The sequence below is a fragment of the Streptomyces sp. AC627_RSS907 genome, from assembly GCF_019049165.1.
Genome location: NZ_JAGMUE010000083.1, coordinates 1 through 23,148, shown reverse-complemented (window position 1 = coordinate 23,148; position 23,148 = coordinate 1). Strand labels below are relative to the sequence as shown.

Below are 23,148 nucleotides of genomic sequence, written 5' to 3'. Positions count from 1 at the left end.
GGGCGGCGGCCCCCGTGCCGGCCGTACCCGTGCCCGGTGCCTGGTCACGACGCGGTCACGATCTCCCGCCTGACAGCGGACGCGCTCTTGCCGCCCTCACCCCCCTGGCGTACACCAGAGCGCACGGGACAGCGCCGAACGTTCGACGAGGAACGAAGAACGGGGCAGTGATGCGCACGAGCAGCACCATCCGGACACGCAGGGCCGCCAAGAAGACCACCCGGCTCGCAGCCACCCTCGCCGCGGGAGCCCTCGCCCTCTCGCTCACCGCGTGCGGCGACGACGACAGCGGAAGCGGCGACAAGGACGGTCAGGGCACCGGTGACAAGGAGACGTCCTCCACCGTCACCCTGCCCAGGCTGGACGGCGAGAGTCTGGAGGTCGCCGCCGTCTGGACCGGCGCCGAGCAGAAGAACTTCAAGACGGTCCTCGCCGAGTTCGAGAAACGCACCGGCGCCAAGGTGACCTTCGTCCCCGCCCAGGACCCGATCATCAACTTCCTCGGCTCGAAGATCGCGGGCGGCGCCCCGCCGGACGTGGCGCTGCTCCCTCAGCCCGGCGCCATCAAGCAGGCGGTCGACAAGGGCTGGGCCAAGCCCCTGGGCGCCGAGGCCACCAAGGAACTCGGCGAGAACTACTCGCAGGGCTGGCAGGACATCGGCAAGGTCGGCGGCAAGCAGTACGGCGTCTACTACAAGGCCGCCAACAAGTCCCTGATCTGGTACAACGCGCAGGTCTTCGAGAACGCGGGGGCCGCCGAGCCCAAGACCTGGGACGAGCTGCTCACCACCGCCCAGACGGTCTACGACTCCGGCGTCACGCCGTTCTCGGTGGGCGGCGCGGAGGGCTGGACCCTCACCGACTGGTTCGAGAACGTCTACCTCTCGCAGGCCGGGCCGGAGAAGTACGACCAGCTCGCCCAGCACAAGATCAAGTGGACGGACCCGTCCGTCAAGGAGGCGCTGACCACCCTCGCCGAGATCTGGGGCAAGAAGGACTACGTCGCGGGCGGCGCGGCCGGCGCCCTCCAGACGGACTTCCCCGCCTCGGTGACGCAGACCTTCACCGGCGGCGACCAGCCCAAGGCGGGCATGGTCTACGAGGGCGACTTCGCGCAGGTCAACATCGGCCAGACGAAGTCGAAGGTCGGCACGGACGCGAAGGTGTTCCCGTTCCCGGCCGTCGGCGACACCGCGCCGGTGGTCTCCGGCGGGGACGCGGCCGTGATCCTCGAGGACTCGAAGGCGGCGCAGGCGCTGGCCACCTGGCTGGCGTCTCCCGACGCGGCGGCGATCCACGCGAAGCTGGGCGGTTTCCTCTCGCCGAACAAGGCCATCGACACCTCGGTGTACCCGAACGAGGTGCAGAAGAAGATCGCCGAGGCCCTGATCGCGGCCGGCGACGACTTCCGCTTCGACATGTCGGACCAGGCCCCGCAGGCCTTCGGCGGCACGCCCGGCAAGGGCGAGTGGAAGACGCTGCAGGACTTCCTGAAGAACCCGAAGGACGTCGCCGGCACCCAGGCGAAGCTGGAGGCGGACGCGGCGGCCGCCTACGGAGGCTGACGCGATGGCGTCGGCCACGGCGGCGGGGACCTCGCCGGCCCCCGCCGCCCCCAAGTCGCGCAAGAGCGTGACCGGCACCCGCAGAACCGTGGCGGCCCTCTTCCTGCTGCCCGCCCTGGTGCTGCTCGGCGCGCTCGTGGTCTACCCGATCGGGTACTCACTGATCCGCAGCTTCTACGACCAGTCCGGCGACTCCTTCGCCGGGTTCGACAACTACGAGGCGCTGTTCACCGACGACGGCATCCGCACCGCCCTGAAGAACAACGTCCTCTGGGTGGTGTTCGCGCCGACGGTCGCCACCGCACTCGGTCTGATCTTCGCGGTGCTGACCGAACGGGTGCGCTGGGGCACGGCGTTCAAGCTGGTCGTCTTCATGCCGATGGCGATCTCGATGCTGGCGGCGGGCATCATCTTCCGCCTGGTGTACGACCAGGACCCGGACAAGGGCGTCGCGAACGCGGTGTGGGTCGGGGTGCACGACACCTTCGCCGAGTCGTCCGCGTTCCCGAAGGCGCACCCGGGCCGTGAGTCGCCGCTGAAGGCGGCCGGCGGGGGCGCCTTCATCACCAGGGAGCCGGTCCGTACGGGCGAGGCCGTGGCACTCCCCCTCGTCGGTGTCGCCCCGGACCTGATGCCGGACAGCGCGAAGAGGGCCCGGTCCGCCGAACCCGAGGACGGGAGGATCACCGGCACCACCTGGCAGGACTTCACCCGCGGCAAGGGCGTCGGGACACTGGGCGGCGTCGACGCCACCGAGCTGGGCTACGCCGGGATGAGGATCGAGGCCGTCAGGGACGGCAAGGTCGTCGCGTCGGCCACGGCGGCCGGCGACGGCACGTTCTCCCTGCCCGCCGCGGCCGACGGGGCGCAGCTCAGGCTCCCCGCCGACAACTTCAAGGAGCCGTACAACGGCCTGGACTGGCTCGGCCCCTCGCTCGTCACCCCGGCCATCATCGGGTCGTACGTGTGGATGTGGGCGGGCTTCGCGATGGTGCTGATCGCGGCGGGGCTGGCCGGCGTCCCCCGGGAGCTCCTGGAGGCCGCCCGGGTCGACGGCGCCAACGAGTGGCAGGTCTTCAGACGGGTCACGGTCCCGCTCCTCGCGCCGGTCCTGGCGGTCGTGGTCGTCACCCTGATGATCAACGTGCTGAAGGTCTTCGACCTGGTCTTCATCATCGCCCCCGGCTCCTCCCAGGACGACGCGAACGTGCTCGCCCTGGAGCTGTACCGCAAGGGCTTCGCCTCCGACCAGCCGGGCATCGCCAGCGCCATCGCGGTGTTCCTGCTGCTCCTGGTCATCCCGGTGATGTGGTTCAACGTCAGGCGACTGCGGCGGGAGGTGCGGCGATGACCGCGGAGGCGGGTTCCCCCACCAAGGCGGCCACCGAGCCGCCCGAGGCCGTCGTCGAGGCCAGGCAGCCGCTGGGGTCACGGCTCGCCGAGCGGGTCAGCGGCGGACTGGTCCGGGTGTTCCTGATCGTCGTGGGCCTGTTCTGGCTGGTCCCCACGATCGGCCTGCTGCTGTCCTCGCTGCGCACTCCGCAGGACATGGCGGCGAGCGGCTGGTGGGAGGTCTTCACCAAGCCCTCCCAGCTCACCTTCCAGAGCTACGAGGAGCTGCTGGAGAACGGCGACATCACCTCCTCCCTGGTCAACACCGCGCTGATCACGGTCCCCGCGACGGTCCTGGTCGTCGTCATCGGCTCGCTCGCCGGCTACGCGTTCGCGTGGATGGACTTCCCCGGCCGCGACTGGTGGTTCCTGGCCGTGGTCGGACTGCTGGTCGTCCCCGTGCAGGTGGCGCTGATCCCGATCGCCGAACTCTTCGGAAAGATCGGCCTCTTCGGTTCGATCGTCGGCGTGGTCCTCTTCCACGTCGGCTTCGGACTGCCCTTCGCCGTGTTCCTGCTGCGGAACTTCTTCGCGGAGATCCCGAGGGAGCTGCTGGAGGCGGCCCGGCTCGACGGCGCCGGTGAACTGCGGCTGTTCGCACGGGTCGTGATGCCGCTGGGCGGGCCCGCGATCGCGAGCCTCGGCATCTTCCAGTTCCTGTGGGTGTGGAACGACATGCTGGTCGCGCTGATCTTCTCGGACTCCGGGAGCCAGCCGATCACCGTCGCCCTGCAGACGCAGGTACGGCAGTTCGGCAACAACGTCGACGTCCTGGCGCCGGGCGCCTTCATCTCCATGGTGGTCCCGCTGGCCGTGTTCTTCGCGTTCCAGCGGCAGTTCGTGTCCGGCGTGATGGCGGGCGCCGTCAAGTAGCCGCTGGGACGACACCCTTGAGGGGGCGGGCCGGTCACCGGTCCGCCCCCTCGTTCGTGTGTGCGCCCCGGTCCCCCGAATGCCGCAGGGACCGTAACCAAGTCACTCCATCGGCCGTTCCCGGGCCGAACGCCCGCGCCGACCCCGCCGACCCATGGATGTCCCCGTGCCCCGGTTCAGTGTCATCGTCCCCGCGTACCAGGTCCAGGCGTATCTGCACGCGTGCCTGGATTCGGTGGTGTCCCAGTCGTACCCGGACCTCGAACTGATCGTGGTCGACGACTGCTCGCCGGACGCCTGCGGTGCGATCGCCGACGAGTTCGCGGCCCGCGACCCGCGCGTGCGCGCGGTGCACCTGCCGGTGAACCAGGGTCTGGGCCCCGCCCGCAACGCCGGGATGGAACGGGCGAGCGGGGACTACCTGGTCTTCCTGGACGGCGACGACACCCTCGCCCCGGACGCCTTGCGGGCCGTCGCCGGCCGGATTGAGGAGACCGGGGAGCCGGACGTCCTGGTCTACGACTACGCGCGCACGTACTGGACCGGCGAGACGGTCCGCAACCGGGCCGCCGCGCACCTGACCGAGCGGGGCCCGGCGCCGTTCCGGCTGACCGACCGGCCGGAACTGCTGCGGCTGCTGATGGTGGCCTGGAACAAGACGGTCCGGCGGGAGTTCGCCGAGCGCGCGGGCTTCGCGTTCCCGCCCGGCTACTACGAGGACACCCCGTGGACCTACCCGGTCCTGATGACGGCGGAGTCCATCGCCACCCTGGACCGGGTCTGCGTCCACTACCGGCAGCGCAGACGGGGCAGCATCCTGGGCACCCCCAGCGAGCGCCACCTGGACGTCTTCACGCAGTACGACCGGGTCTTCGCGTACCTCGAGTCGCACCCCGAGCTGGCCCGCTGGCGGCCGGTGCTGTTCCGCCGCATGGCCGACCACCTGACGACGGTCTTCACCCGCCCCGACCGCCTCCCGCGCTCCCTGCGCGCCGAGTTCCTGCGCCGGGCCCGCGTCCACTGCCGCCGCTACCGCGTCCCCGGCGCCCCCGCCCCGCTGCCCGTGCGCCTGCGTCACGCCCTGCTCCGGCTGGGCCTGCGCCGCACCTACGAGGCCCTGCGGCTGGCGTCGGCCCTGCGCCGCCGGACGGGGAAGGCCGCCGCCCGGCTGCTGCGGACCGTGCGGTCGGCCGTCCTACGCCTGCACTACCGGATCCAGCGCCGCCTGCCCCTGCGCGCCGACCGGGCCGTCTTCGCCGCCGACGGGGACCGGGGCCACGGCTGCAACCCGGGCGCGCTGGAGGAGGCGTTCCGCGCCTTCGCCCCGCACGTGCGCACGGCGTGGGCCGCCGCCCCCGCGCACCACCACACGCTCCCGCCCGGCCCGCGCCGCCTGACGCCCGGCACGGCCGCGTACTGGACGGCGCTGGCCCGCTCCCGGTACCTGGTGCACAACACCGCCTTCGACGCCGGTCTGGTCAAGCGCCGGGGCCAGGTCCTGATCCAGACGCAGGCCGGGACCCCGCTGGCGTACGCGGGCCTGGACCTCCAGGAGCGTCCGGCCGCCGCCCGCGACACGGACCTCACCCGGCTGCTGCGCGACGTCGACTCCTGGGACTACGTCGTCTCGGCCAACCAGCACTCCACCCTGACCTGGGAACGGGTCCACCCCGGCGGCTACACCGTCCTGGAGTACGGCCAGCCCCGCACCGACGTCTTCCAGCGGGCGACGGCCGCGGACGTGGCCCGGCTGCGCGAGAGCCTCGGCATCCCCGACGGCACGGTCGCGGTCCTGTACGCCCCCGCCCACCGCGACTACCGCCGCACCCAGCGCCCCGCCCTGGACCTGGAACGCGTCGTCACCCGCCTCGGCCCGCGATTCATGGTGCTGGTCCGCGCCGCCCCCGGACACGGCGGACCCGGCGGACCCCTCGCCGCGTGCGGGGGCCGCGTCCTCGACGTCGGCGACCACCCGGACGTGCAGTCGCTGTGCCTGGCCTCGGACGCCCTGCTGACCGACTACTCGCCCCTGGTGTTCGACTACGCGGGACTGGACCGCCCGATCGTGCTCCACGCGCACGAGCCGGAGGCCTACGAGGCGGCCCGCGGCACCTACGTCGACCTGCGCGCGTTCCCGCCGGGCGCGGTCGCGCGGGACGAGGACGAACTGATCGACGTCTTCGCCCGCGGCCACTGGCGGGGCTCGCGCTCCGCCCGGCTCAGAGCGGCCTTCCGGGAACGGTTCTGCCCGTACGACGACGGCCGCGCCGCCGAGCGCGTCGTACGCCGGGTGGTGCTCGGCGAGAGGGACCTGCCGCCCGTCGTGCCGCTCGCCGCACGCCGCCCCGCGCCCCCCTCCCCCGCTCTGGGCTTCGCCCGGGCGGGGGAACCCCCGTCCGCGGACCCCGCCCGCACCCCGCTGGCCACCGTGCCGCAGCCCGCCGGTCCCCGCACCGTCACCGACAGCTTCTGACCGCCGTTCGTCCACTGGGAGCCCGCATGCCCCGCAGCCCGTCGCGGCCCGCTCCGTCCCGGCCCTCCACCCGGCGGCCGACGGGACGGCCGGGCCGCCGGACGGCACGGGCCGTGCAACGCCCCGCCGGACCAGGACAACGAGAGAAAGAGCAGCATGCCCCGCTTCAGCATCATCGTCCCGTCCCATGGGGTCGCGGGGCGGCTGTCCCAGGCGCTGGATTCGGTCCTCGCCCAGTCCTTCGGCGACTTCGAGCTGATCCCGGTCCGCGACGCCCAGGACCAGGCCGCGGCGGACGTCGTCGAGGAGCGCGCCGCACGGGACTCCCGGGTGGCGCCCGTCAGCTCACCGCCGTCGGCCGGGCTGGCCGGGGCGCGCAACACCGGGATGCGGGCGGCGACCGGCGCGTACCTGCTCTTCCTCGACGGCGACGACGTCCTCACCCCCGGCGCGCTGGCGGCGCTGGACGCGCGGCTGGCGGACACCGGCGGCGGCCCCTGTGACCCCTGCGTGGACGTCCTGTACTTCGAGCACGAGCGCGTCCCCTGGTGGGAGGGCACCCCGACCAACCCGGCCGCCCCGCTACTGGCGAAGGCCCCGGACGGTCCCTTCACGCCCGACCGGGCCCCGCACCTGACCGGGGTGCGGCTGCCCGCGTGGAGCGCGGTCTACCGCCGTACGTTCCTCACCGAACGGCGGCTGTCCTTCCCCGGCGGGCACTTCACGGACGTCGGCTTCGGCCCCCTGGTCGCGGCGCGCGCCGAGCGCGTGGCGGTGCTGCGCCGCGTCGTCGTACGGCATCTGGTGCGGCGGCAGGGCAACCGGCTGAGCCTGCCCGGCGAGCACCACGCGGACCTCCTCGACCAGGCCGAACGGGCGCTCGCGGACGCCGCCGAGCGGGGGTTGCCGGCCGAGCGGCGCGGGCCGCTGTTCGAGCAGCTCTTCGCCGCGATCCTGAAGACGGCCACCCACCCCCGGCGTCTGACGCGCCGGCAGCGCCGTGACTTCTTCCGCCGGGCGAGCCGTCTGTACCGGATCCACCGTCCGGCCGGATTCCGGCGGCCGGGCGGCCGGCTCGGCGTGCAGCACCGGCTGCTGGCCGCGGGGTCGTACCCGGGCTTCCGTGCCCTGCGCGCCGTCAACCGCGCCGTGACCGGGCTGCTGCGGCGCCTGCCGCGGACGCACGGGCTGCGCACCCGCCTGTTCTACCGCCGCCGGCTGCGCCGCCCGCTGGACCCCCACCTCGTCGTGTACTGCGCGTACTGGGGCCGCGGCTACGCCTGCAACCCGGCCGCGATCCACGCCAAGGCCCGCGAACTCGCCCCGCACCTGCGCGGGGTGTTCCTGGTCGAGCCGGACCAGGCGCACACGGTGCCCGATGACGTCGAGCACGCCGTCATCGGCAGCCGGCGCTACTGGGAGGTGCTGGCCCGCGCCACGTACCTGGTCAACAACGCCAACTTCGCCGAGGGCGTGGTCAAGCGCCCCGGCAGCGTGCACGTGCAGACACAGCACGGCACACCGCTGAAGACGATGGGCGTCGACCAGGCGACGTACCCGGTGGTGGCGGCGGTGAGCGGCAGCTTCGGCAAGCTGCTGCGCCGCGTGGACCGGTGGGACTACAACCTCTGCGCCAACCGCCACTCCACCCAGATGTGGGAGCGCGCCTTCCCCGGCTCCTACGAGCAGCTGGAGTACGGCTACCCGCGCAACGACGTCTACTGCACGGCGACCGCCGACGACGTCGCGCGCGTCCGGCGCGAACTGGGCGTACCGGAGGGGAAGACGGCCGTCCTGTACGCCCCGACGCACCGAGACTGGGCGACCGGCTTCGACGCGGGCGGCCTGGACCTGGAGGCGTTCTGCGAGGCGGCCGGCGAGGACGTGGTGGTGCTGCTGCGCGCCCACTACTTCTACGACCGGGGCGGCGCGCGGAGCAGCGGCCGGGTCATCGACGTCACCGCGCACCGCTCCTCGGAGGACGTGTGCCTGGCCGCCGACGCACTGGTCACCGACTACTCGTCGATCATGTTCGACTACGCCAACCTGGACCGGCCGATCGTCGTGTACGCCGACGACTGGGACGTCTACCGGGAGACCCGCGGCGTCTACTTCGACCTGCTGGCGGCGCCACCGGGCCCGGTGGTGCGGACGCCGGAGGAGCTGGCCGGCGTCTTCCGCGACGGCTCGTGGGCGGGGGAGGAGTCGGCGGCGCTGCGGGCCGCCTTCCGGGAGCGGTTCTGCGAGTTCGACGACGGCCGGGCCGCCGAACGCGTGGTGCGCCGGGTGCTGCTCGGCGAGCCGCCCCAGGCACTGCCGCCCGTGATCCCGCTCGCGGAGCGCGTCCCGGCCCCCGCCGCCGTCACCCCAGTGAGGAGCTGAACCCCACGTGCCCCGCTTCAGCGTCATCGTCCCCTGTTTCAAGGTGCAGGGCTACCTGCGCGAGTGCCTCGACTCGGTCCTGGACCAGTCGTACCGGGACATCGAGGTCATCGCCGTCGACGACTGCTCCCCGGACGGCTGCGGCGCCATCCTCGACGAGTACGCCGCCCGCGACGAGAGGGTGCGCGTGCTGCACCTGGAGGAGAACGTCGGTCTCGGCCGGGCCCGCAACGCCGGGCTGCCGCACGCCGGCGGCGACTACCTCTTCTTCCTCGACAGCGACGACACCCTCACCCCGGGTGCCCTGCGCGCGATGGCCGACCGGCTCGCGGAGACGGACGACCCGGACGTCCTGGTCTTCGACTACGCGCGCGCCTACTGGTGGGGCGGCACCCGGCGCAACGTCCTGGCCCGGGTCCTCGCGGAGGCCTGTGACGGCACCTTCACGGCCGCCGAGCGTCCCGAGGTCCTCGACCTGCTGATGGTGGTGTGGAACAAGGTCTACCGGCGCGGCTTCGTGGAGCGGGAGGGCTTCACCTTCCCGCCGGGCTACTACGAGGACACGCCCTGGACGTTCCCGGTCATGTTCAGCGCCGAGCGGATCGCCACGCTGGACCGCATCTGCCTGAACTACCGGCAGCGCCGCCAGGGCAGCATCCTGTCCACCACGAGCCGCAAGCACTTCGACGTCCACGAGCAGTACGAGCGGGTCTTCGCCTTCCTCGACGCCCGCCCGCAGCTCGCGCGGTGGCGGCCGTTCCTGCACGCCAAGATGGGTGAGCACTGCCTGGACATCCTGTCCAAGCCGGACCGGCTGCCGCCCGCCGACAAGGCCGAGTTCTTCCGCCGCACGGCCGAGATGTTCCGCGCGCACCGGCCCGAGGGCGCCGAGGTCCCGGCCGAGCTGCGGGTGCTGGAGGGCGGGGCCCTCGGATACGCGGCCTACCGGCTGCGGCGGCGGTCCGGGCGGGCGGGCCGGGAGCTGGAGCGGCGGGCGCGGCAGGCACGGGGGGCGGTCTCCGGGCCCCTGGGCCGGGTGCGGACGGCGGTGGGCGCCCGGCGTCCGCTGGACCCCGACCTCGCCGTGTACTCGGCGTTCTCCCACCGTGGTGTGCTCGGTGACCCGGCGGCGATCCACCGCAAGGCCCGCGAGATCGCCCCGCACCTGCGCGGGGTGTGGGTGGTGCGCGACGAGGAGTGCGCGGCGGCGCTGCCGCCGGACACGGAGCACGTGGTCCTGGGCAGTGCGGCCTACCACCGGGTGACCGAGCGGGCCACGTTCTTCGTCAACAACGTCAACTGGCCCGGTGCCGTCGTCAAGCGCCCGGGCAGCGTCCACATCCACACCCACCTGGGCACCCCGCTGAAGTACATGGGCGTCGACCTGCTGGGCAAGCCCGGGGCCCGGCACGGTTTCGACGTGCCGCAGATGCTGCGCCGGGCGGACCGCTGGGACTACAGCCTGGTCGCCAACCGGCACTCGGAGCGGGTGTGGGAGCGGGCGTACCCGTGCCACTTCACGTCCGTGCGCACCGGCAGCCCGCGCAACGACGTCCTGGTGGGCGCGGGTCCCGAGGACGGCCGCCGGGTCCGTGAGCGGCTCGGTGTGCCCGACGGCCACACCGTCGTGCTGTACGCGCCGACCCGCCGGGACTACCGGCGGGGCGGGCACGTCGACCGCGTGGACCCGGCCCGGCTCGCCGCCGACCTCGGCGACGGCCACACCCTGGTGGTCCGCCTGCACCCGTCCCTCGCCGCCGGCCCGGCGCGCGGCCTGGGCCTGTCGGAGCTGCACCGGCGGGGCGTACTGATCGACGCGACGGACGAACCGCACGTCGAGGACGTGCTGCTCGCCTCCGACGTGCTGATCACGGACTACTCGGCCCTGATGTTCGACTACGCGCTCCTGGACCGTCCGATCCTGGTCCACGCCGACGACTGGGGCGCCTACACGGCGAGCCGGGGCGCCTACTTCGACATCACCGCCGAGGCACCGGGCCACGTGTCGCGCTCCTACCGGGAGCTGGCGTGGCTGCTGGCCTCCGGAGCGTGGCGGGACGAGGAGGCGGCGCGCCTGCGGGCCGCGTTCCGGGCGCGGTTCGGCGAGTACGACGACGGGCGGGCGGCCGAGCGGGTCGTGCGGACGCTGATGCTGGGCGAGGCGATGCCGGGGCCTGAGCCCGTGGCGGTGCCCGGTGCCCGCCCCGCCCCGGCCGGCCGCGACCTGCTGACCTCGTCGTGAGGCCGCGCACCTGGGTGCTGGTCCTGGCCGCGGTGTTCGCCGCGCTCCAGGTGGCGAACGTCACCGGCCGGGCCTCGCCCGACACCAAGAACTACCTGTCGTACGCGCTGAGTCTCAGCGGGGGGAGCGAGCGCGGGGTGGCGGCGGCCACCATCGACCACGTGTGCGCCGAAAAGGCGGCGAAGGCCCGCCGCGACCAGCGCGTGGACGTGGTCCGTTTCCACCGGGCCGACCCCGCCGAGCGGGTCGGGGCGGAGTGCCGGGAGCGCGAGTGGCGGGTGGTGGAGCCGCGGCTGGCGGCCGGGCAGACCGACGGGCACACCGTGCCGTACATGACGGACCGCTTCATGCGGATCTTCGAGGCGCGGCCGGGCTATCCGGCGTTCCTGGTGCCGTTCGTCGCCGCCCTCGGCGTGACGTGGGGGCTGTGGGCGGCGAGCGTCGTCATCGCCTGCGCGGGCGGTGTCCTCGCCTTCCTGGTCCTGCGCACGATGTCCGTTCCGGTACCGCTCGCGCTGACCGGGCAGGCGCTCTACTACGTGCTGCCGTGCGGGACGACCGCGATGCGCCCGATGACCGAGGGCCTGCTGATGGCGCTGACCCTGGCGGCGGTGTGGGGCTGTGCGCTGGTGCTGCGGGAGCGGCGGGCGCGGGCCGGGCTCGGGCTGGTCGCCGGGTCGCTGCTCGCGCTCTTCGCGGTCAAGCACTCCCAGGCGCTGTTCCTGGGGCTGTGTCTGGCGGCGGCGGGCGCGCTGATCGCCGCGCGGCGCCTGCGGCGGGGCCGGCCGCCGGGCCGGGGTGTGCGGGCGCTCGCGGTGGTGGGCCTGGCCGGTGCGGTCCTCACGATGGTCCTGGCGCGGCTGCTGGACTACCCGTCGGCGTCCGACAGCGTCCAGGACCTGCTCACCGGCCACTTCGCCCGGCCCGACCGGGAGGACCCGTGGCCGGAGTTCTGGCGGCTGCAGGGCAGCTTCTGGGTGGAGTGGCTGCGCCGGCAGGCGTGGGAGCCGCTGTTCGTCGCGGCCCTGGGTGCGGGGGCGTGGGGCGCGCTGCGGCGCGGGGGCGCGGCCGGCGGCTTCCTGGTCGCGGCGGCGTTCACCGGGTTCCTCACCCAGGCCGCGCATCCGGACATCAACATCTGGGGCGAGCGGCTGATCGTGCTGGCGTGGCTGCTGCCGGTGGTGGGGGTGCCGCTGCTGCTGGAGCCGGTGGTGCCGGGGCGGGTGGCGCTGCCGGCGCAGGGGCACGCGGACCGGGCCCGCGTGTCCAACTGAGCCGCACCCGATGAGGTGACGTGGGGTCATGTCGTTGACCTCCCCGGGAATGTACGACAAATGCCCCGGATGTCCCCTCTTTTCCCCCTTCCATGAGCGCCGGCGTCCTCGTCCGGCGGACCGTGCGCGGCGCGACGGCGCTGCGCGGCGGCCACCGCCCGCGCCCCACCCCGTTCCAGGTCGCCGGCTTCCTGTTCTTCCTGCTGATGTCGCTGGCGTACTGGGCGGTGCCGCTGTGCTGCGACGCCGGGCAGCACGCGGCGGTCGTGGAGCGCCTGAGGGCCGATCTCCTCCACCCGCGGCACCCGATGGCCGACCTGCCGGGTGCGGGCAGCGCGTACTACTCGCCGTACGCGGTGGCACAGGGCCTGTTCGCCCGGCTGACCGGGCTGGGCGGCTGGGAGGTGGTGCGCCTCGCCGGACCGGTGAACCTGCTGGTACTGCTGACCGGCCTGGGCCGCTTCGTGCGGGTGCTGACCCCGCGGCCGTGGGCGCCGGTGCTGGCACTGGGCGCGCTGACGCTGCTGTGGGGCACCGAGCGTGCGTGGTGGAGCGGTTACCTCGGACTGATGTCGATGACGGGCAACCTCGGCTACCCGTCGGCCTTCGCGATCGGGCTCGCCTTCTGGGCGTGGGCGCTGACCGGGGCGCGGGCCCGGGACGCGCGCCGGGTGCGGTACGTCGGTCCCGGAGGGCTGCGCGGGCTGCCCGGGTACGCGGTGCTGGGCGTCCTCTACGGGCTGATCCTGCTGGTCCACCCGATCACGTCGGTGGCGGCGGGGCTGGGCGCGGTGGCGCTGGTGGCCGGCCGGCAGCGCGGGTGGCGCGGGGCGGTCGCCGGGCGGTGGGCGCTGACGGGCGCCGCGGCGGTGGCGACGGCGGCGGCGTGGCCGTACTTCGACGTGTTCGCGCTGGCCGGGGACGACAGTGTGGACGGGATGCACCGGGTCCTGTACCTGGACCTGCCCGGGGAGTTCTGGCTGGCGCTGCTCGGGCTGCCCGCGCTGTGGCTGCGCGGACGCCGCTCGGCGCGGGATCCGCTGGTGCTGATGTTCGCGCTGGACTGCGCGGTGGTGGCGTACGGCTGGTTCAGCGGGCATTACACCTACGGCCGCATCCTCGGACTCACGCCGGTGCCGTTGCAGTTCGCCCTGGCGGTGGAGCTGGCGGCGCCCCGGCCGTGGGGGCGGTGGCGGCGGGCGCTGGGCCGGGCGGCGGCCACCGGGGCCCTGCTGGGGTTCCTCACGGTCCACGCGGGGGCGGTGGTGCCCCGCGCGGTGGACCCGGTCGGCTTCGAACAGCCACCCCACTGGCCGACGTACGCGTGGGCGGCCCGGCACATCGGCCCCGGCGAGGTCGTGATCACCGACGGCTACTACGCCTCTCGCGCCATCGCCGGGTACGGGCCGAACCTCGCGGCGCCCGCCTGGCCCGACCCGTCGCTGGACGAGCGGGAGCGCGGGCGACGGGTGGCCGACGTGGAGGCGTACCTCGCCCCGAGCTCGACCCGCGCCGGGCGCGCCGCCGTCGTCCGCCGCTACCACGTCCGCTGGCTGCTGCTGACGCGCTGGCAGCCGCTGCCCGAGGAGGCGGTGGTGGTGGCGTGGAGCGAGCGCACGGGGGAGGTGCTGGCGCGGGTGGGGTGAGCGGCTCCGGGGACCCGGGGACTACTCGATGACGAGCTCGACCGGGATGTTGCCGCGGGTGGCGTTGGAGTACGGGCAGACCTGGTGGGCCTGCTCGACCAGCTTGCGGCCGGTCTCCTCGTCCACACCCTCGGGCAGCTCGACCCGGAGGGTGACGGCGAGCGCGAAGCCCTCGCCCTGCTTGCCGATGCCGACCTCGGCGGTGACGGCGGCGTCGCTGACGTCGACCTTCGCCCGGCGGCCGACGAGACCGAGGGCGCTGCCGAAGCAGGCGGCGTACCCGGCGGCGAACAGCTGCTCGGGGTTGGTGCCCTGCCCGTCGCCCCCCATCTCGACGGGGGCGCCGAGCGCGAGGTCCAGCTTGCCGTCGGAGCTGACGGCGCGGCCGTCGCGGCCGTGGGTGGCGGTGGCGGCGGCGGTGTAGATCGCGTCCATGGGTAACCCGTCCCTCTGAAGTGAGCGTCTGTGACGTCCGACGACGCCTGGCGTGCGGTGCGACGTCCGACGTGCGGTGACTGACGCACCGCGGTCCTGCTGACGCACCCAAGTAGAGCACACGATTCAGTTGTGCACAACTGAATGGTGGGGCGGTCGACTACCCTGAACGGATGACCACGCCCGCAACGGACTGGCTCCGGCTGGACCAGCAGATCTGCTTCTCCCTGAACGCCGCCGCGCGCGCCTTCGGCGGTGTCTACCGCGTGATCCTCAAGGACCTCGGCCTCACCTACCCGCAGTACCTGGTGATGCTGGTGCTGTGGGAGCACGGCGAACTGCCGGTGAAGAAGCTCGGCGAACACCTGCGTCTCGACTCCGGCACGCTGTCGCCCCTGCTCAAGCGACTGGAGGCGGCCGGTCTGGTCACGCGGGAGCGCAGCGCGCGCGACGAGCGGTCGGTGGAGGTGCGGCTGACCGGGCAGGGGACGGCGCTGCGCGGGCGGGCCGTCGAGGTGCCGCGCCGGATCGCCGCCGCGACCGGCTTCGACCTCGCGGAGATCGAGGACCTGCGCACGCGTCTCGACCGGCTCACGGCCGCCCTGGACGCGTACGACCCGGAGGTGTCCCCGGCCCGCTCCTGAGGGCCCGGCCGGGCGGGCGAGGTGACCGCGGCGGAAACCGATGACGGATCATGGTCGTTGAAGGCCATCGAGGGACCGGAACCGACCAGGTCCACTGACGAGGGGACGGCCGCACATGACCTGGCTGATCACCGGCGGCGCCGGATACATCGGGGCGCACGTCGTACGGGCGATGACCGAGGCGGGCGAGAAGGCCGTCGTCTACGACGACCTGTCCACCGGCCTCGCCGAGCGCGTGCCCGACGGCGTCCCCCTGGTGGTGGGCTCGGTCCTGGACGGCGAACGGGTCGCGCGCGCCCTCACCGACCACTCCGTCACCGGCGTGGTGCATCTCGCGGCGAAGAAGCAGGTCGGCGAGTCGGTGGACCTGCCGCTGCACTACTACCGGGAGAACGTCGAGGGCCTGCGCGTCCTGCTGGAGGCGGTCACGGCGGCCGGCGTCCCGTCCTTCGTCTTCTCCTCCTCCGCGGCCGTGTACGGGATGCCCGACGTCGACCTGGTGACCGAGGAGACGCCGTGCGCGCCCATGTCGCCGTACGGGGAGACCAAGCTGGCCGGCGAGTGGCTGGTGCGGGCGACCGGCCGGGCCACGGGGCTGTCCACGGCGTCGCTGCGCTACTTCAACGTGGCGGGCGCGGCGAGCCCGGAGCTCGCCGACACGGGCGTCCACAACCTCGTCCCGATGGTCTTCGAGAAGCTGACGGAGGGCGCCGCACCGCGCGTCTTCGGCGACGACTACGCGACGCCGGACGGCACCTGCGTACGGGACTACATCCACGTCGCCGACCTGGCCGAGGCCCACGTCGCCGCGGCCCGCGCCCTGACCGCCTCCCCCGGCCGCGCCCTGACCCTCAACATCGGCCGGGGCGAGGGCGTCTCCGTCCGCGAGATGATCGACCGCGTCAACGCCCTCACCGGCCACGACCTCCCCCCGGCGGTCGCCCCCCGCCGCCCCGGCGACCCGGCCCGGGTCGTCGCCTCGGCCGAGCGCGCCGCCGTCGAGCTGGGCTGGAGGGCCAAGTACGACGTCGAGGACATGATCACGTCGGCCTGGGCGGGCTGGGTACGGCTGCATCCGGGGGCGGCGCGGGCCTGACGCCCCGCGCGCCCTTCGCTTGCGGCCCGGAGGGCGCGCGCCTTCTCCGACCCGCCCTGGAGGGTCCGCTTCCCCGGCCGCGTGCCACCGGCCTTCGCCGGCCTTCCCCGGCCTTCCCCGGCCGGGGTGGAGTACTCCCTCACCCCGCTCGGCGCATCCCGGCGGGAGCCGTTCGGCCGGGCGGACGGCCGGCCGGGCGTCCGCCCGGCCTCACAACGCCTTCAACCCCTCCGCCGTGGCCCGCGCCAGCGCCCCCAGGTACCCCTTCGGCAGCTTCGGGCTGCGGATGACCACCGAACGCCAGTACAGCGGGCCCGAGATCAGGTCCAGCGCCAGGTCGGTGTCGAGGCCGGGGCCGAGTTCGCCGCGCCGTTTCGCCGCGTCGAGGATCTTGCTGGCGATGCCGTCCTGACCCTCGCGCACGGTCTTCTGCAACACCTCGGCGATGTCCGGATTGCGGGCCGCCTCCGCCTGGAGGTCGGGGATGATCTGCGAGGCCACCGGGTGGCGCAGCGCGCGGGACGTCACCTCGTACAGCAGCCGCAGGTCCGTCTCCAGGGATCCGGTGTCGGGCGCGGGCAGTCCCTGTACGGCGAGCGCGGAGACGACGTCGAGCACCAGGTGGAGCTTGGAGCGCCACCGCCGGTACACCGCGGTCTTGCCGACGCCCGCACGGCGCGCGATGCCCTCGATGGACATCCGCGCGTAGCCGACCGCCGCGAGTTCCTCGAAGACGGCCGCCCGGATCGCCTCCGTCACGTCCTCGCGGAGCACGGCCGCCCCCGCGGGGACCCGGCGGCGCGGGCGCGGCTGCGGCTCGTCGGCGTTGGTCGTCATGCGAGCCAAGCATAGGGCGTTACGACGAAACGGTTGCGTTCCGACGTCGAACGGGCCTACGCTCACGTCACGACGATACGGTGCCGTCCCGACGTAACTGAACGGTCGGCGTCCCGCAGGGAAACACCGGGAGTCGCCTCCGTCACCCCCTCCCCCCGAACGAAAGCAGCGGATGTGAGCCAGGTACTCCACACACCGCCCCCGACACCGGCGCCGGCCGCCCCCACCGGGGCCGACGACCTCGCGGCCCTCGCCGCCCGCCACGGTCTGACGGTCAGCGGCGCCCGCCCCACGCTGCCCGAGTACGTCCGCCAGCTGTGGGCGCGCCGGCACTTCATCGGCGCCTTCGCCACCGCCAAGCTCACCGCCCAGTACAGCCAGGCGAAGCTGGGCCAGGTCTGGCAGGTGATGACGCCGTTGCTGAACGCGGCGGTGTACTACCTCATCTTCGGCGTGCTGATCGGCACCAAGCAGGGCGTGGAGGACTTCGTCCCGTTCCTGGTCACCGGCGTGTTCATGTGGACGTTCACGCAGAGCTCGATCATGGCGGGCACCCGCGCCATCTCCGGCAACCTCGGTCTCGTGCGGGCCCTGCACTTCCCGCGGGCCGCGCTGCCGGTCTCCTTCTGCCTCCAGCAGCTCCAGCAGCTGATGTTCTCGATGGCCGCCCTGATCCTGATCCTCCTCGCCTTCGGCGTGCCGCCCGGCGCCTCCTGGGTGCTGGCGGTCCCGGCGCTGGTGCTGCAGTTCGTGTTCAACGCGGGCGTGTCGCTCGTCATGGCCCGGGTGGGCTCCAAGATCCCCGACATGGCCCAGCTGATGCCGTTCCTGCTGCGTACCTGGATGTACGGCTCGGGCGTCATGTTCAGCATCGACCACATGACCGGTCCGGACAGCGGCCTGCCGTCCTGGGTCGGCACCGTGCTCCAGCTCAACCCCGCCGTGGTCTACATCGACCTGATGCGCTTCGCCCTGATCGACACCTTCGGCGCGAGCCAGCTGCCGCCGCACGTGTGGGCGCTCGCGGTGGGCTGGGCCCTGGTCGCCGGGATCGGCGGCTTCATCTACTTCTGGAAGGCCGAGGAGACGTACGGTCGTGGCTGACAACGCCGGCACCACCAAGCAGACGGACGAGCGCGTCCCCACCGTCATCGCCGACGGCGTCGACATCGTCTACCGGGTCAACGGCACCGGCGCGGGGCGCGGCTCCGCGACCGCCGCCCTCAACCGCATCCTGCGCCGCAAGAAGTCCGAGAAGGCGGCCGGTGTGCGCCGGGTGCACGCCGTGAAGAACGTGTCCTTCGTGGCGTACCGGGGCGAGGCGATCGGCCTGATCGGCACCAACGGCTCCGGCAAGTCGACCCTGCTCAAGGCGGTCGCGGGCCTGCTCCCGGTGGAGCGGGGCCGCATCTACACGGACGGCCAGCCCTCGCTGCTCGGCGTCAACGCGGCCCTGATGAGCGACCTCACCGGCGAGCGCAACGTGTACCTGGGCGGCCTGGCGATGGGCATGTCCCGCGCGCAGATCAGGGACCGGTACCAGGAGATCGTCGACTTCTCCGGGATCAACGACAAGGGCGACTTCATCACCCTGCCGATGCGCACGTACTCCTCCGGCATGGCGGCCCGGCTGCGCTTCTCCGTCGCCGCCGCCAAGGACCACGACGTACTCCTCGTCGACGAGGCGCTGGCCACCGGCGACCGCTCCTTCCAGAAGCGCTCGGAGGAACGCATCCGGGAGCTGCGCCGGCACGCCGGCACGGTGTTCCTGGTCAGCCACAGCAACAAGTCCATCCGCGACACCTGCGACCGGGTGCTGTGGCTGGAGCGCGGCGAGCTGCGCATGGACGGGCCGACGGACGAGGTCCTGAAGGAGTACGAGAAGTTCACCGGCGGCCCGGACAAGGCGAAGCCCGCGCCCAAGCCCGCCCCCAAGGCGAAGACGGCCGCGTGAACGACGGGCCCTCCTGAAGCCCTCCCGGCCACCTCCTTCGCCCGGGGGGGGGCGTACGCGCGGTTAACCCTTTCGCCCGTTTGATGCCACTATGACCGAACGGGACCGACCGGACCGACCGGACCGGATCAGACCGGGATCGGATCAGACCTGACCGGACCGGACCGGTCAGGAGTACCGGCAGTGCTGGAAGGACCGGGAGGACCGGGAGCGACGACGGCGAAGGAGTCCCCGCGATGTCCGAGACCCCCGAACTCAGCGTCATCGTCCACGGCCCCAACGTCCAGGACCGCCTCCCCGCCCTCCTCGACTCCCTGGACGCCCACCCCCTCGCCGGCGTCGAGGTGATCGTCGCCGCCGTCGGGGACTGGGCGCGGGAGACGGCCGAGCGGCACGCCCCCGCGTTCACCGTGCTGCCGCTGCCGGAGGGGGCCGGCGACGCCGCGGCCCGCGCGGCGGGGGCGGCGCGGGCGTCGGGCCGGTGGCTGCACTTCGTCCACGCCAAGGACGGACTGCCCCCCGGCGCCCCGCGCACGGTCGCCGAGCACGCCGCGGGCCTCCCCGCCGCGGTGGACGTCCTGCTGTTCGACCACGTCCGCAGCACCTGGCGGACCTCCGCCCTGCCCTCCCCGGACGGTCCCCGCCTCGCCCGCGAGAGCGGAGGGGGCGGGGGCGAAACCGGCCGCGCCCTCGACGACGGCGCGGCGCTGCTGAGGGTGACCCCGCTGCTCGGCAACCGCGCCGTGCGCGCCGGCTTCTGGCAGGCGCACGAACGGCTCCTGACCACCGACGACGAGCCGTTCGCCGCGTACGCCGCCCTGCTGCTCGCCGACCGCGTCGCCTGCCTGGCCCACCCGGCGTACGAGGACCGCCGGCTGCGCCCGCAGAGCCTGCCGCCGATCACGCCGGAGCGGCGCTACGCCCTGGTCGAGCGTTACGAGACGCTCCTCGACCTCGCCGCCGAGCGCCCGGCCGCCCACGCCGTCCTGTACGACCTCATGGTCCGCGACTGCCTGCGCACCTTCGCCCGTACCGGGATGCCGGACGACGTCGCGCGGGAGTTCTTCCGCCGCGCGTCCCTGGCCGCCCGGCGCCACCGCCCCGCCGGTCACCGCCGCCCGGCCGGCCTCGAAGGCGTACGCCGCTCGCTGCTGGAGGAGGACGCGTACGCCCGGTACCGCGCCCTCCAGGCCGCCAACCGCACGCGCCGCAGGGTGCGGTCGGCGGTGCGCACCGGCAGGCACCGGGCCGGAACGCGGTTGCGCGCCCTCCAGTACCGCAGGGCGCTCGCCGAGCCGGTCGACCCCCACCTGGCCGTCTTCTCGGCGTACTGGGCCCGCGGCGTGGCCTGCAACCCGGCCGCGATCGCCGCCGAGCTCGCCGTCCGCGCGCCGAGCGTCCACCCGGTGTGGGTGGTGACGCAGGCGGGCGCGGCCCTGCTGCCGCCCGGCACCGACCACGTCGTCCCCGGCACCCGGCGTTACTGGGAGGTGCTGGCCCGCGCCAAGTACCTCGTCAACAACGTCAACTTCCCGGACGCCGTCGTCAAACGCCCCGGCACCGTCCACCTCCAGACCCACCACGGCACCCCGCTCAAGCGCATGGGCCTGGACCAGATGCCGTACCCCGCGGCCGCCCGCGGCCTGGACTTCCAGGCCCTGCTGGAACGCGTCGACAAGTGGGACTACAGCGTCTCCGCGAACAGCCACTCGACCCGCATGTGGCAGCGGGCGTACCCGTCCCACCACATCTCGCTCGACCACGGCTACCCGCGCAACGACGTGTACTACACCGCGGGCGCCGGGGAGGTCCGCGCGATCCGCGAGCGCCTCGGTGTCCCGCCCGGCCACCGGGCGATCCTCTACGCGCCCACCCACCGCGACTACGAGGCCGGCTGGACCCCGCGCCTGGACCTCGCCGCCCTCGCCGGCCACCTCGGCGAAGAAACGATTCTCCTGGTGCGCGCCCACTACTTCTACGAGGTCTGCGGGAGCGCCGCCTCCCCGCTGACCGGCCTGCGCCGCACCGGCCGCGTCATCGACGTCTCCTCCTACGACCCCGTCGAGGAGCTGTGCCTGGCCGCCGACGCGCTGGTCACGGACTACTCGTCGATCATGTTCGACTACGCCAACCTCGACCGCCCGATCGTGATCCACGCCGACGACTGGGAGACGTACCGCACCACACGCGGCGTGTACTTCGACCTGATGGCCGAGGCGCCGGGCCCCGTCGCCCGCGACCAGGCGGAACTGACGGAGATCCTCACCACGGACGCCTGGCGCGACGAGCGGGCGGCCAAGGCACGGGCCGCCTTCCGGCGCCGGTTCTGCGAGTACGACGACGGCCGCGCCGCCGAACGCGTCGTCCGCCGGGTCTTCCTCGGCGAGGACGAGCGGACGCTGCCGCCCGTGCTGCCGCTGGAGGAGCGCACTCCGGCCCCGAGCCCCGAGGAGGCGAACGCGTCATGAGTATCCGGACCACGCCGGACACCCCCGACGTCACCGTCACGGTCATCGTCCACAACGACGCCGGACGCCTCCCCCGCGCGGTCGCGTCCGTCCTGCGCCAGACCCACGCGAACATCGAGGTCGTCATCAGCGACGACCACTCCACGGACGCCACCGAGGACGTGGCCCGCGGGCTGGCGGCCCACGACCCCCGCGTCGTGTACCTCCGGCTGCCCGAGAACAGCGGTGGCTGCAGCGCCCCGCGCAACCGGGCGCTGGAGATCGCGCGGGCGCCGTACCTGATGTTCCTGGACAGCGACGACGAACTCCCCGAGCGCGCCGTCGAGGTCCTGCTCGCCGCCCACCGCGAACGCGACCTCGACTTCGCGATGGGCGCGGTGCACCGGATACGCGTGGACGGCGGACGCCGCACCACCTGGATGCCGCACCTGGTCGCCGAGCGCCGCACGCTCGACGGCATCGAGGCCGACCCGCGGCTGTTCTTCGAGCACCTGGCGACCAGCAAGATGTACGCCCGTGCCTTCCTCGACCGGCACGACCTGCGCTTCCCCGAGGGCATCCACTACGAGGACCAGCTCTTCTCGGCGCAGGCGTACTGCCTGGCCAAGACGTTAACCATCGTCCCGGAGCCGGTCTACCGCTGGTACATCGCCCCGTACGCCGCCTCCGAGGCGGCCTCCATCTCCAACCAGCGGCACCTGCTGACCAACGTCCGCGACCGCGTCCACGTCCAGCGCCTCATCGACGCGTTCCTGGCCGAGAGCGGGCACGAGTCGCTGCGGGAGGACAAGGACTTCAAGTTCCTCAAGCACGACTTCCGGATGTACGCCGGGGACCTCCCGTACCGGGACGACGCGTGGCTGTCGTCCTTCGCCGACATCATGAACCCGTACCTCGACACGCTCGCCCCGGGCGCCTGTGCCCGCCTGCCCCGGGCCGAACGGGTCGTCCTCCAGCTGGTCCGCGACCGCCGCCTGTCCGACGTACGGCACGCGGCACGCGGCCTGGGCCACGACGTGGCGCCGCGCCGGACCACGCCGGACGCGGCGAACGGCCGCACCTACTGGGGCGACGGGGTCCCGCACTCCGCACAGGCCCGCCGCGAGCTCGACCTGACCGACCTGGGCCTGGACACCCGCCCGTTCTTCAGCGCCCGGCTCCGCCACGAGATCACCGGGATCACACGGGGCCCCGGCGCCTCGGTCGACCTCGCCCTGCGCACCTACGACCCAGCCCTGCGCCTCCCGGTCGGCCCCCAGCGCGCCACCCTCCACCTCGCTCCCGGCCGTCGCCGCCTCACGGTCCCCTTCCGCCTCTCCCCCGTGAGCCCCGGCGTCTTCGAGGGCCACGTCCGCCTGGACCTGGCCGCGGCGCGCCTCCCCCTCCAGGGCTTCGAGGGCGTCCGCCACCCGGTACTCCGCCTCCGCCACCAGGGCCAGACCCACACGGGCCTCCTCCTGGCCCCCCTGACCTTCCCCCGCCTCACCGCCCGCGTCCCCTACCGGGCCGGCACGGCCCCCCACCGGGTCACGGTGGAACCGGAGGGCCACGACCCGGGCCGCCTCCAGATCCGCTGGCAGCCGGTGGGCAGCACGGCCACCGTGATCCGTCCGGCCGTACGCCGCCTGGCCACCCCCCGGGTGAGAAGAGCGGCCCGCCTCGCGGCCGGCATCCTCCACTGACTCCGCCGCGGCCGCCCGGGGCGTCGTGCCTCCCCCGGTGCCCGAACGGCCAGGGAGGTACCCCCAGGGCGGCACGGTGGGCGCGGGAGGCACCCCGCTACGCCGGGCGCGCACCCGTCCCACCGCAACACCGGCCCCACCCCCCGCTCACCCCACCACCGCATACAACACCTCCCCTCCCGGCC

The 23,148-nt window shown here is 73.6% G+C and carries 16 protein-coding genes; 14 read left to right on the top strand and 2 right to left on the bottom strand.

Going from position 1 to position 23,148, the window contains the following annotated elements; genetic code table 11:
* The first annotated feature begins 170 nt into the window (after positions 1-170).
* From KUM32_RS19010 to KUM32_RS18975, 8 genes are all read left to right on the top strand, one after another.
* The gene (locus KUM32_RS19010) at positions 171-1,565 is read left to right on the top strand and encodes an ABC transporter substrate-binding protein (protein WP_217143117.1); all 1,395 of its coding nucleotides are present in this window, start codon (positions 171-173) and stop codon (positions 1,563-1,565) included.
* A 4-nt stretch (positions 1,566-1,569) separates the two neighbouring features.
* A complete protein-coding gene (locus KUM32_RS19005; protein WP_254405801.1) occupies positions 1,570-2,916 on the top strand; it encodes a carbohydrate ABC transporter permease in 1,347 nt (448 codons plus the stop codon).
* The gene (locus KUM32_RS19000) at positions 2,913-3,830 is read left to right on the top strand and encodes a carbohydrate ABC transporter permease (RefSeq protein WP_217143116.1); all 918 of its coding nucleotides are present in this window, start codon (positions 2,913-2,915) and stop codon (positions 3,828-3,830) included. The genes KUM32_RS19005 and KUM32_RS19000 overlap by 4 nt, the downstream gene beginning before the upstream one ends.
* A 166-nt stretch (positions 3,831-3,996) precedes the next feature.
* Entirely contained in the window at positions 3,997-6,303 is a 2,307-nt protein-coding gene (locus tag KUM32_RS18995; RefSeq protein WP_217143115.1) for a bifunctional glycosyltransferase family 2 protein/CDP-glycerol:glycerophosphate glycerophosphotransferase, read from the top strand.
* A gap of 156 nt (positions 6,304-6,459) precedes the next feature.
* Positions 6,460-8,685 (top strand): CDP-glycerol glycerophosphotransferase family protein, encoded by a 2,226-nt coding sequence (locus tag KUM32_RS18990; protein WP_217143114.1) that lies wholly within the window; start codon positions 6,460-6,462, stop codon positions 8,683-8,685.
* A gap of 7 nt (positions 8,686-8,692) precedes the next feature.
* The gene (locus KUM32_RS18985; protein ID WP_217143113.1) at positions 8,693-10,927 is read left to right on the top strand and encodes a bifunctional glycosyltransferase family 2 protein/CDP-glycerol:glycerophosphate glycerophosphotransferase; all 2,235 of its coding nucleotides are present in this window, start codon (positions 8,693-8,695) and stop codon (positions 10,925-10,927) included.
* Positions 10,924-12,201: a hypothetical protein gene (locus KUM32_RS18980; RefSeq protein ID WP_217143112.1), complete on the top strand. Its 1,278-nt coding sequence runs from the start codon at positions 10,924-10,926 to the stop codon at positions 12,199-12,201. Before KUM32_RS18985 ends, KUM32_RS18980 begins: the two co-directional genes overlap by 4 nt.
* A gap of 92 nt (positions 12,202-12,293) precedes the next feature.
* Positions 12,294-13,847 carry a hypothetical protein gene (locus tag KUM32_RS18975; RefSeq protein ID WP_217143111.1) on the top strand — a complete coding sequence of 518 codons (1,554 nt, stop codon included), beginning with the start codon at positions 12,294-12,296 and terminating at the stop codon, positions 13,845-13,847.
* 21 nt (positions 13,848-13,868) lie between these two features.
* Here KUM32_RS18975 and KUM32_RS18970 read toward each other — a convergent pair whose 3' ends face one another.
* Complete coding sequence (locus tag KUM32_RS18970; protein ID WP_217143110.1) at positions 13,869-14,282, bottom strand: organic hydroperoxide resistance protein; 414 nt, start codon at positions 14,280-14,282, stop codon at positions 13,869-13,871.
* A gap of 173 nt (positions 14,283-14,455) precedes the next feature.
* On the opposite strand from KUM32_RS18970, the gene KUM32_RS18965 reads away from it, so the two are divergent.
* A complete protein-coding gene (locus KUM32_RS18965; RefSeq protein WP_217143109.1) occupies positions 14,456-14,926 on the top strand; it encodes a MarR family winged helix-turn-helix transcriptional regulator in 471 nt (156 codons plus the stop codon).
* A gap of 115 nt (positions 14,927-15,041) precedes the next feature.
* Positions 15,042-16,022 (top strand): UDP-glucose 4-epimerase GalE, encoded by a 981-nt coding sequence (galE, locus tag KUM32_RS18960; protein ID WP_217143108.1) that lies wholly within the window; start codon positions 15,042-15,044, stop codon positions 16,020-16,022.
* Positions 16,023-16,232: 210 nt separating this feature from the next.
* Here galE and KUM32_RS18955 read toward each other — a convergent pair whose 3' ends face one another.
* Positions 16,233-16,859 carry a TetR/AcrR family transcriptional regulator gene (locus KUM32_RS18955; RefSeq protein ID WP_217143107.1) on the bottom strand — a complete coding sequence of 209 codons (627 nt, stop codon included), beginning with the start codon at positions 16,857-16,859 and terminating at the stop codon, positions 16,233-16,235.
* 174 nt (positions 16,860-17,033) lie between these two features.
* Here KUM32_RS18955 and KUM32_RS18950 point away from each other — a divergent pair, with 174 nt between their 5' ends.
* From KUM32_RS18950 to KUM32_RS18935, 4 genes are all read left to right on the top strand, one after another.
* Positions 17,034-17,963: an ABC transporter permease gene (locus tag KUM32_RS18950; protein WP_217143106.1), complete on the top strand. Its 930-nt coding sequence runs from the start codon at positions 17,034-17,036 to the stop codon at positions 17,961-17,963.
* A complete protein-coding gene (locus tag KUM32_RS18945; RefSeq protein WP_217143105.1) occupies positions 17,956-18,813 on the top strand; it encodes an ABC transporter ATP-binding protein in 858 nt (285 codons plus the stop codon). Before KUM32_RS18950 ends, KUM32_RS18945 begins: the two co-directional genes overlap by 8 nt.
* Before the next feature lie 236 nt (positions 18,814-19,049).
* The gene (locus KUM32_RS18940) at positions 19,050-21,281 is read left to right on the top strand and encodes a CDP-glycerol glycerophosphotransferase family protein (RefSeq protein WP_217143104.1); all 2,232 of its coding nucleotides are present in this window, start codon (positions 19,050-19,052) and stop codon (positions 21,279-21,281) included.
* On the top strand, positions 21,278-22,963 hold the full coding sequence (locus KUM32_RS18935; protein ID WP_217143103.1) for a glycosyltransferase family 2 protein: 1,686 nt from the start codon (positions 21,278-21,280) through the stop codon (positions 22,961-22,963). The genes KUM32_RS18940 and KUM32_RS18935 overlap by 4 nt, the downstream gene beginning before the upstream one ends.
* The last annotated feature ends 185 nt before the right edge of the window (positions 22,964-23,148 follow it).

What these genes read in the sequence shown, in the direction of transcription:
- KUM32_RS18940 (WP_217143104.1), top strand. Translation starts at nt 19,050, where the DNA reads ATGTCCGAGACCCCCGAACTCAGCGTCATCGTCCACGGCCCCAACGTC.
- KUM32_RS18970 (WP_217143110.1), bottom strand. Translation starts at nt 14,282, where the DNA reads ATGGACGCGATCTACACCGCCGCCGCCACCGCCACCCACGGCCGCGAC.
- KUM32_RS18965 (WP_217143109.1), top strand. Translation starts at nt 14,456, where the DNA reads ATGACCACGCCCGCAACGGACTGGCTCCGGCTGGACCAGCAGATCTGC.
- KUM32_RS19000 (WP_217143116.1), top strand. Translation starts at nt 2,913, where the DNA reads ATGACCGCGGAGGCGGGTTCCCCCACCAAGGCGGCCACCGAGCCGCCC.
- galE (WP_217143108.1), top strand. Translation starts at nt 15,042, where the DNA reads ATGACCTGGCTGATCACCGGCGGCGCCGGATACATCGGGGCGCACGTC.
- KUM32_RS18955 (WP_217143107.1), bottom strand. Translation starts at nt 16,859, where the DNA reads ATGACGACCAACGCCGACGAGCCGCAGCCGCGCCCGCGCCGCCGGGTC.
- KUM32_RS18990 (WP_217143114.1), top strand. Translation starts at nt 6,460, where the DNA reads ATGCCCCGCTTCAGCATCATCGTCCCGTCCCATGGGGTCGCGGGGCGG.
- KUM32_RS18975 (WP_217143111.1), top strand. Translation starts at nt 12,294, where the DNA reads ATGAGCGCCGGCGTCCTCGTCCGGCGGACCGTGCGCGGCGCGACGGCG.
- KUM32_RS19005 (WP_254405801.1), top strand. Translation starts at nt 1,570, where the DNA reads ATGGCGTCGGCCACGGCGGCGGGGACCTCGCCGGCCCCCGCCGCCCCC.
- KUM32_RS18935 (WP_217143103.1), top strand. Translation starts at nt 21,278, where the DNA reads ATGAGTATCCGGACCACGCCGGACACCCCCGACGTCACCGTCACGGTC.
- KUM32_RS19010 (WP_217143117.1), top strand. Translation starts at nt 171, where the DNA reads ATGCGCACGAGCAGCACCATCCGGACACGCAGGGCCGCCAAGAAGACC.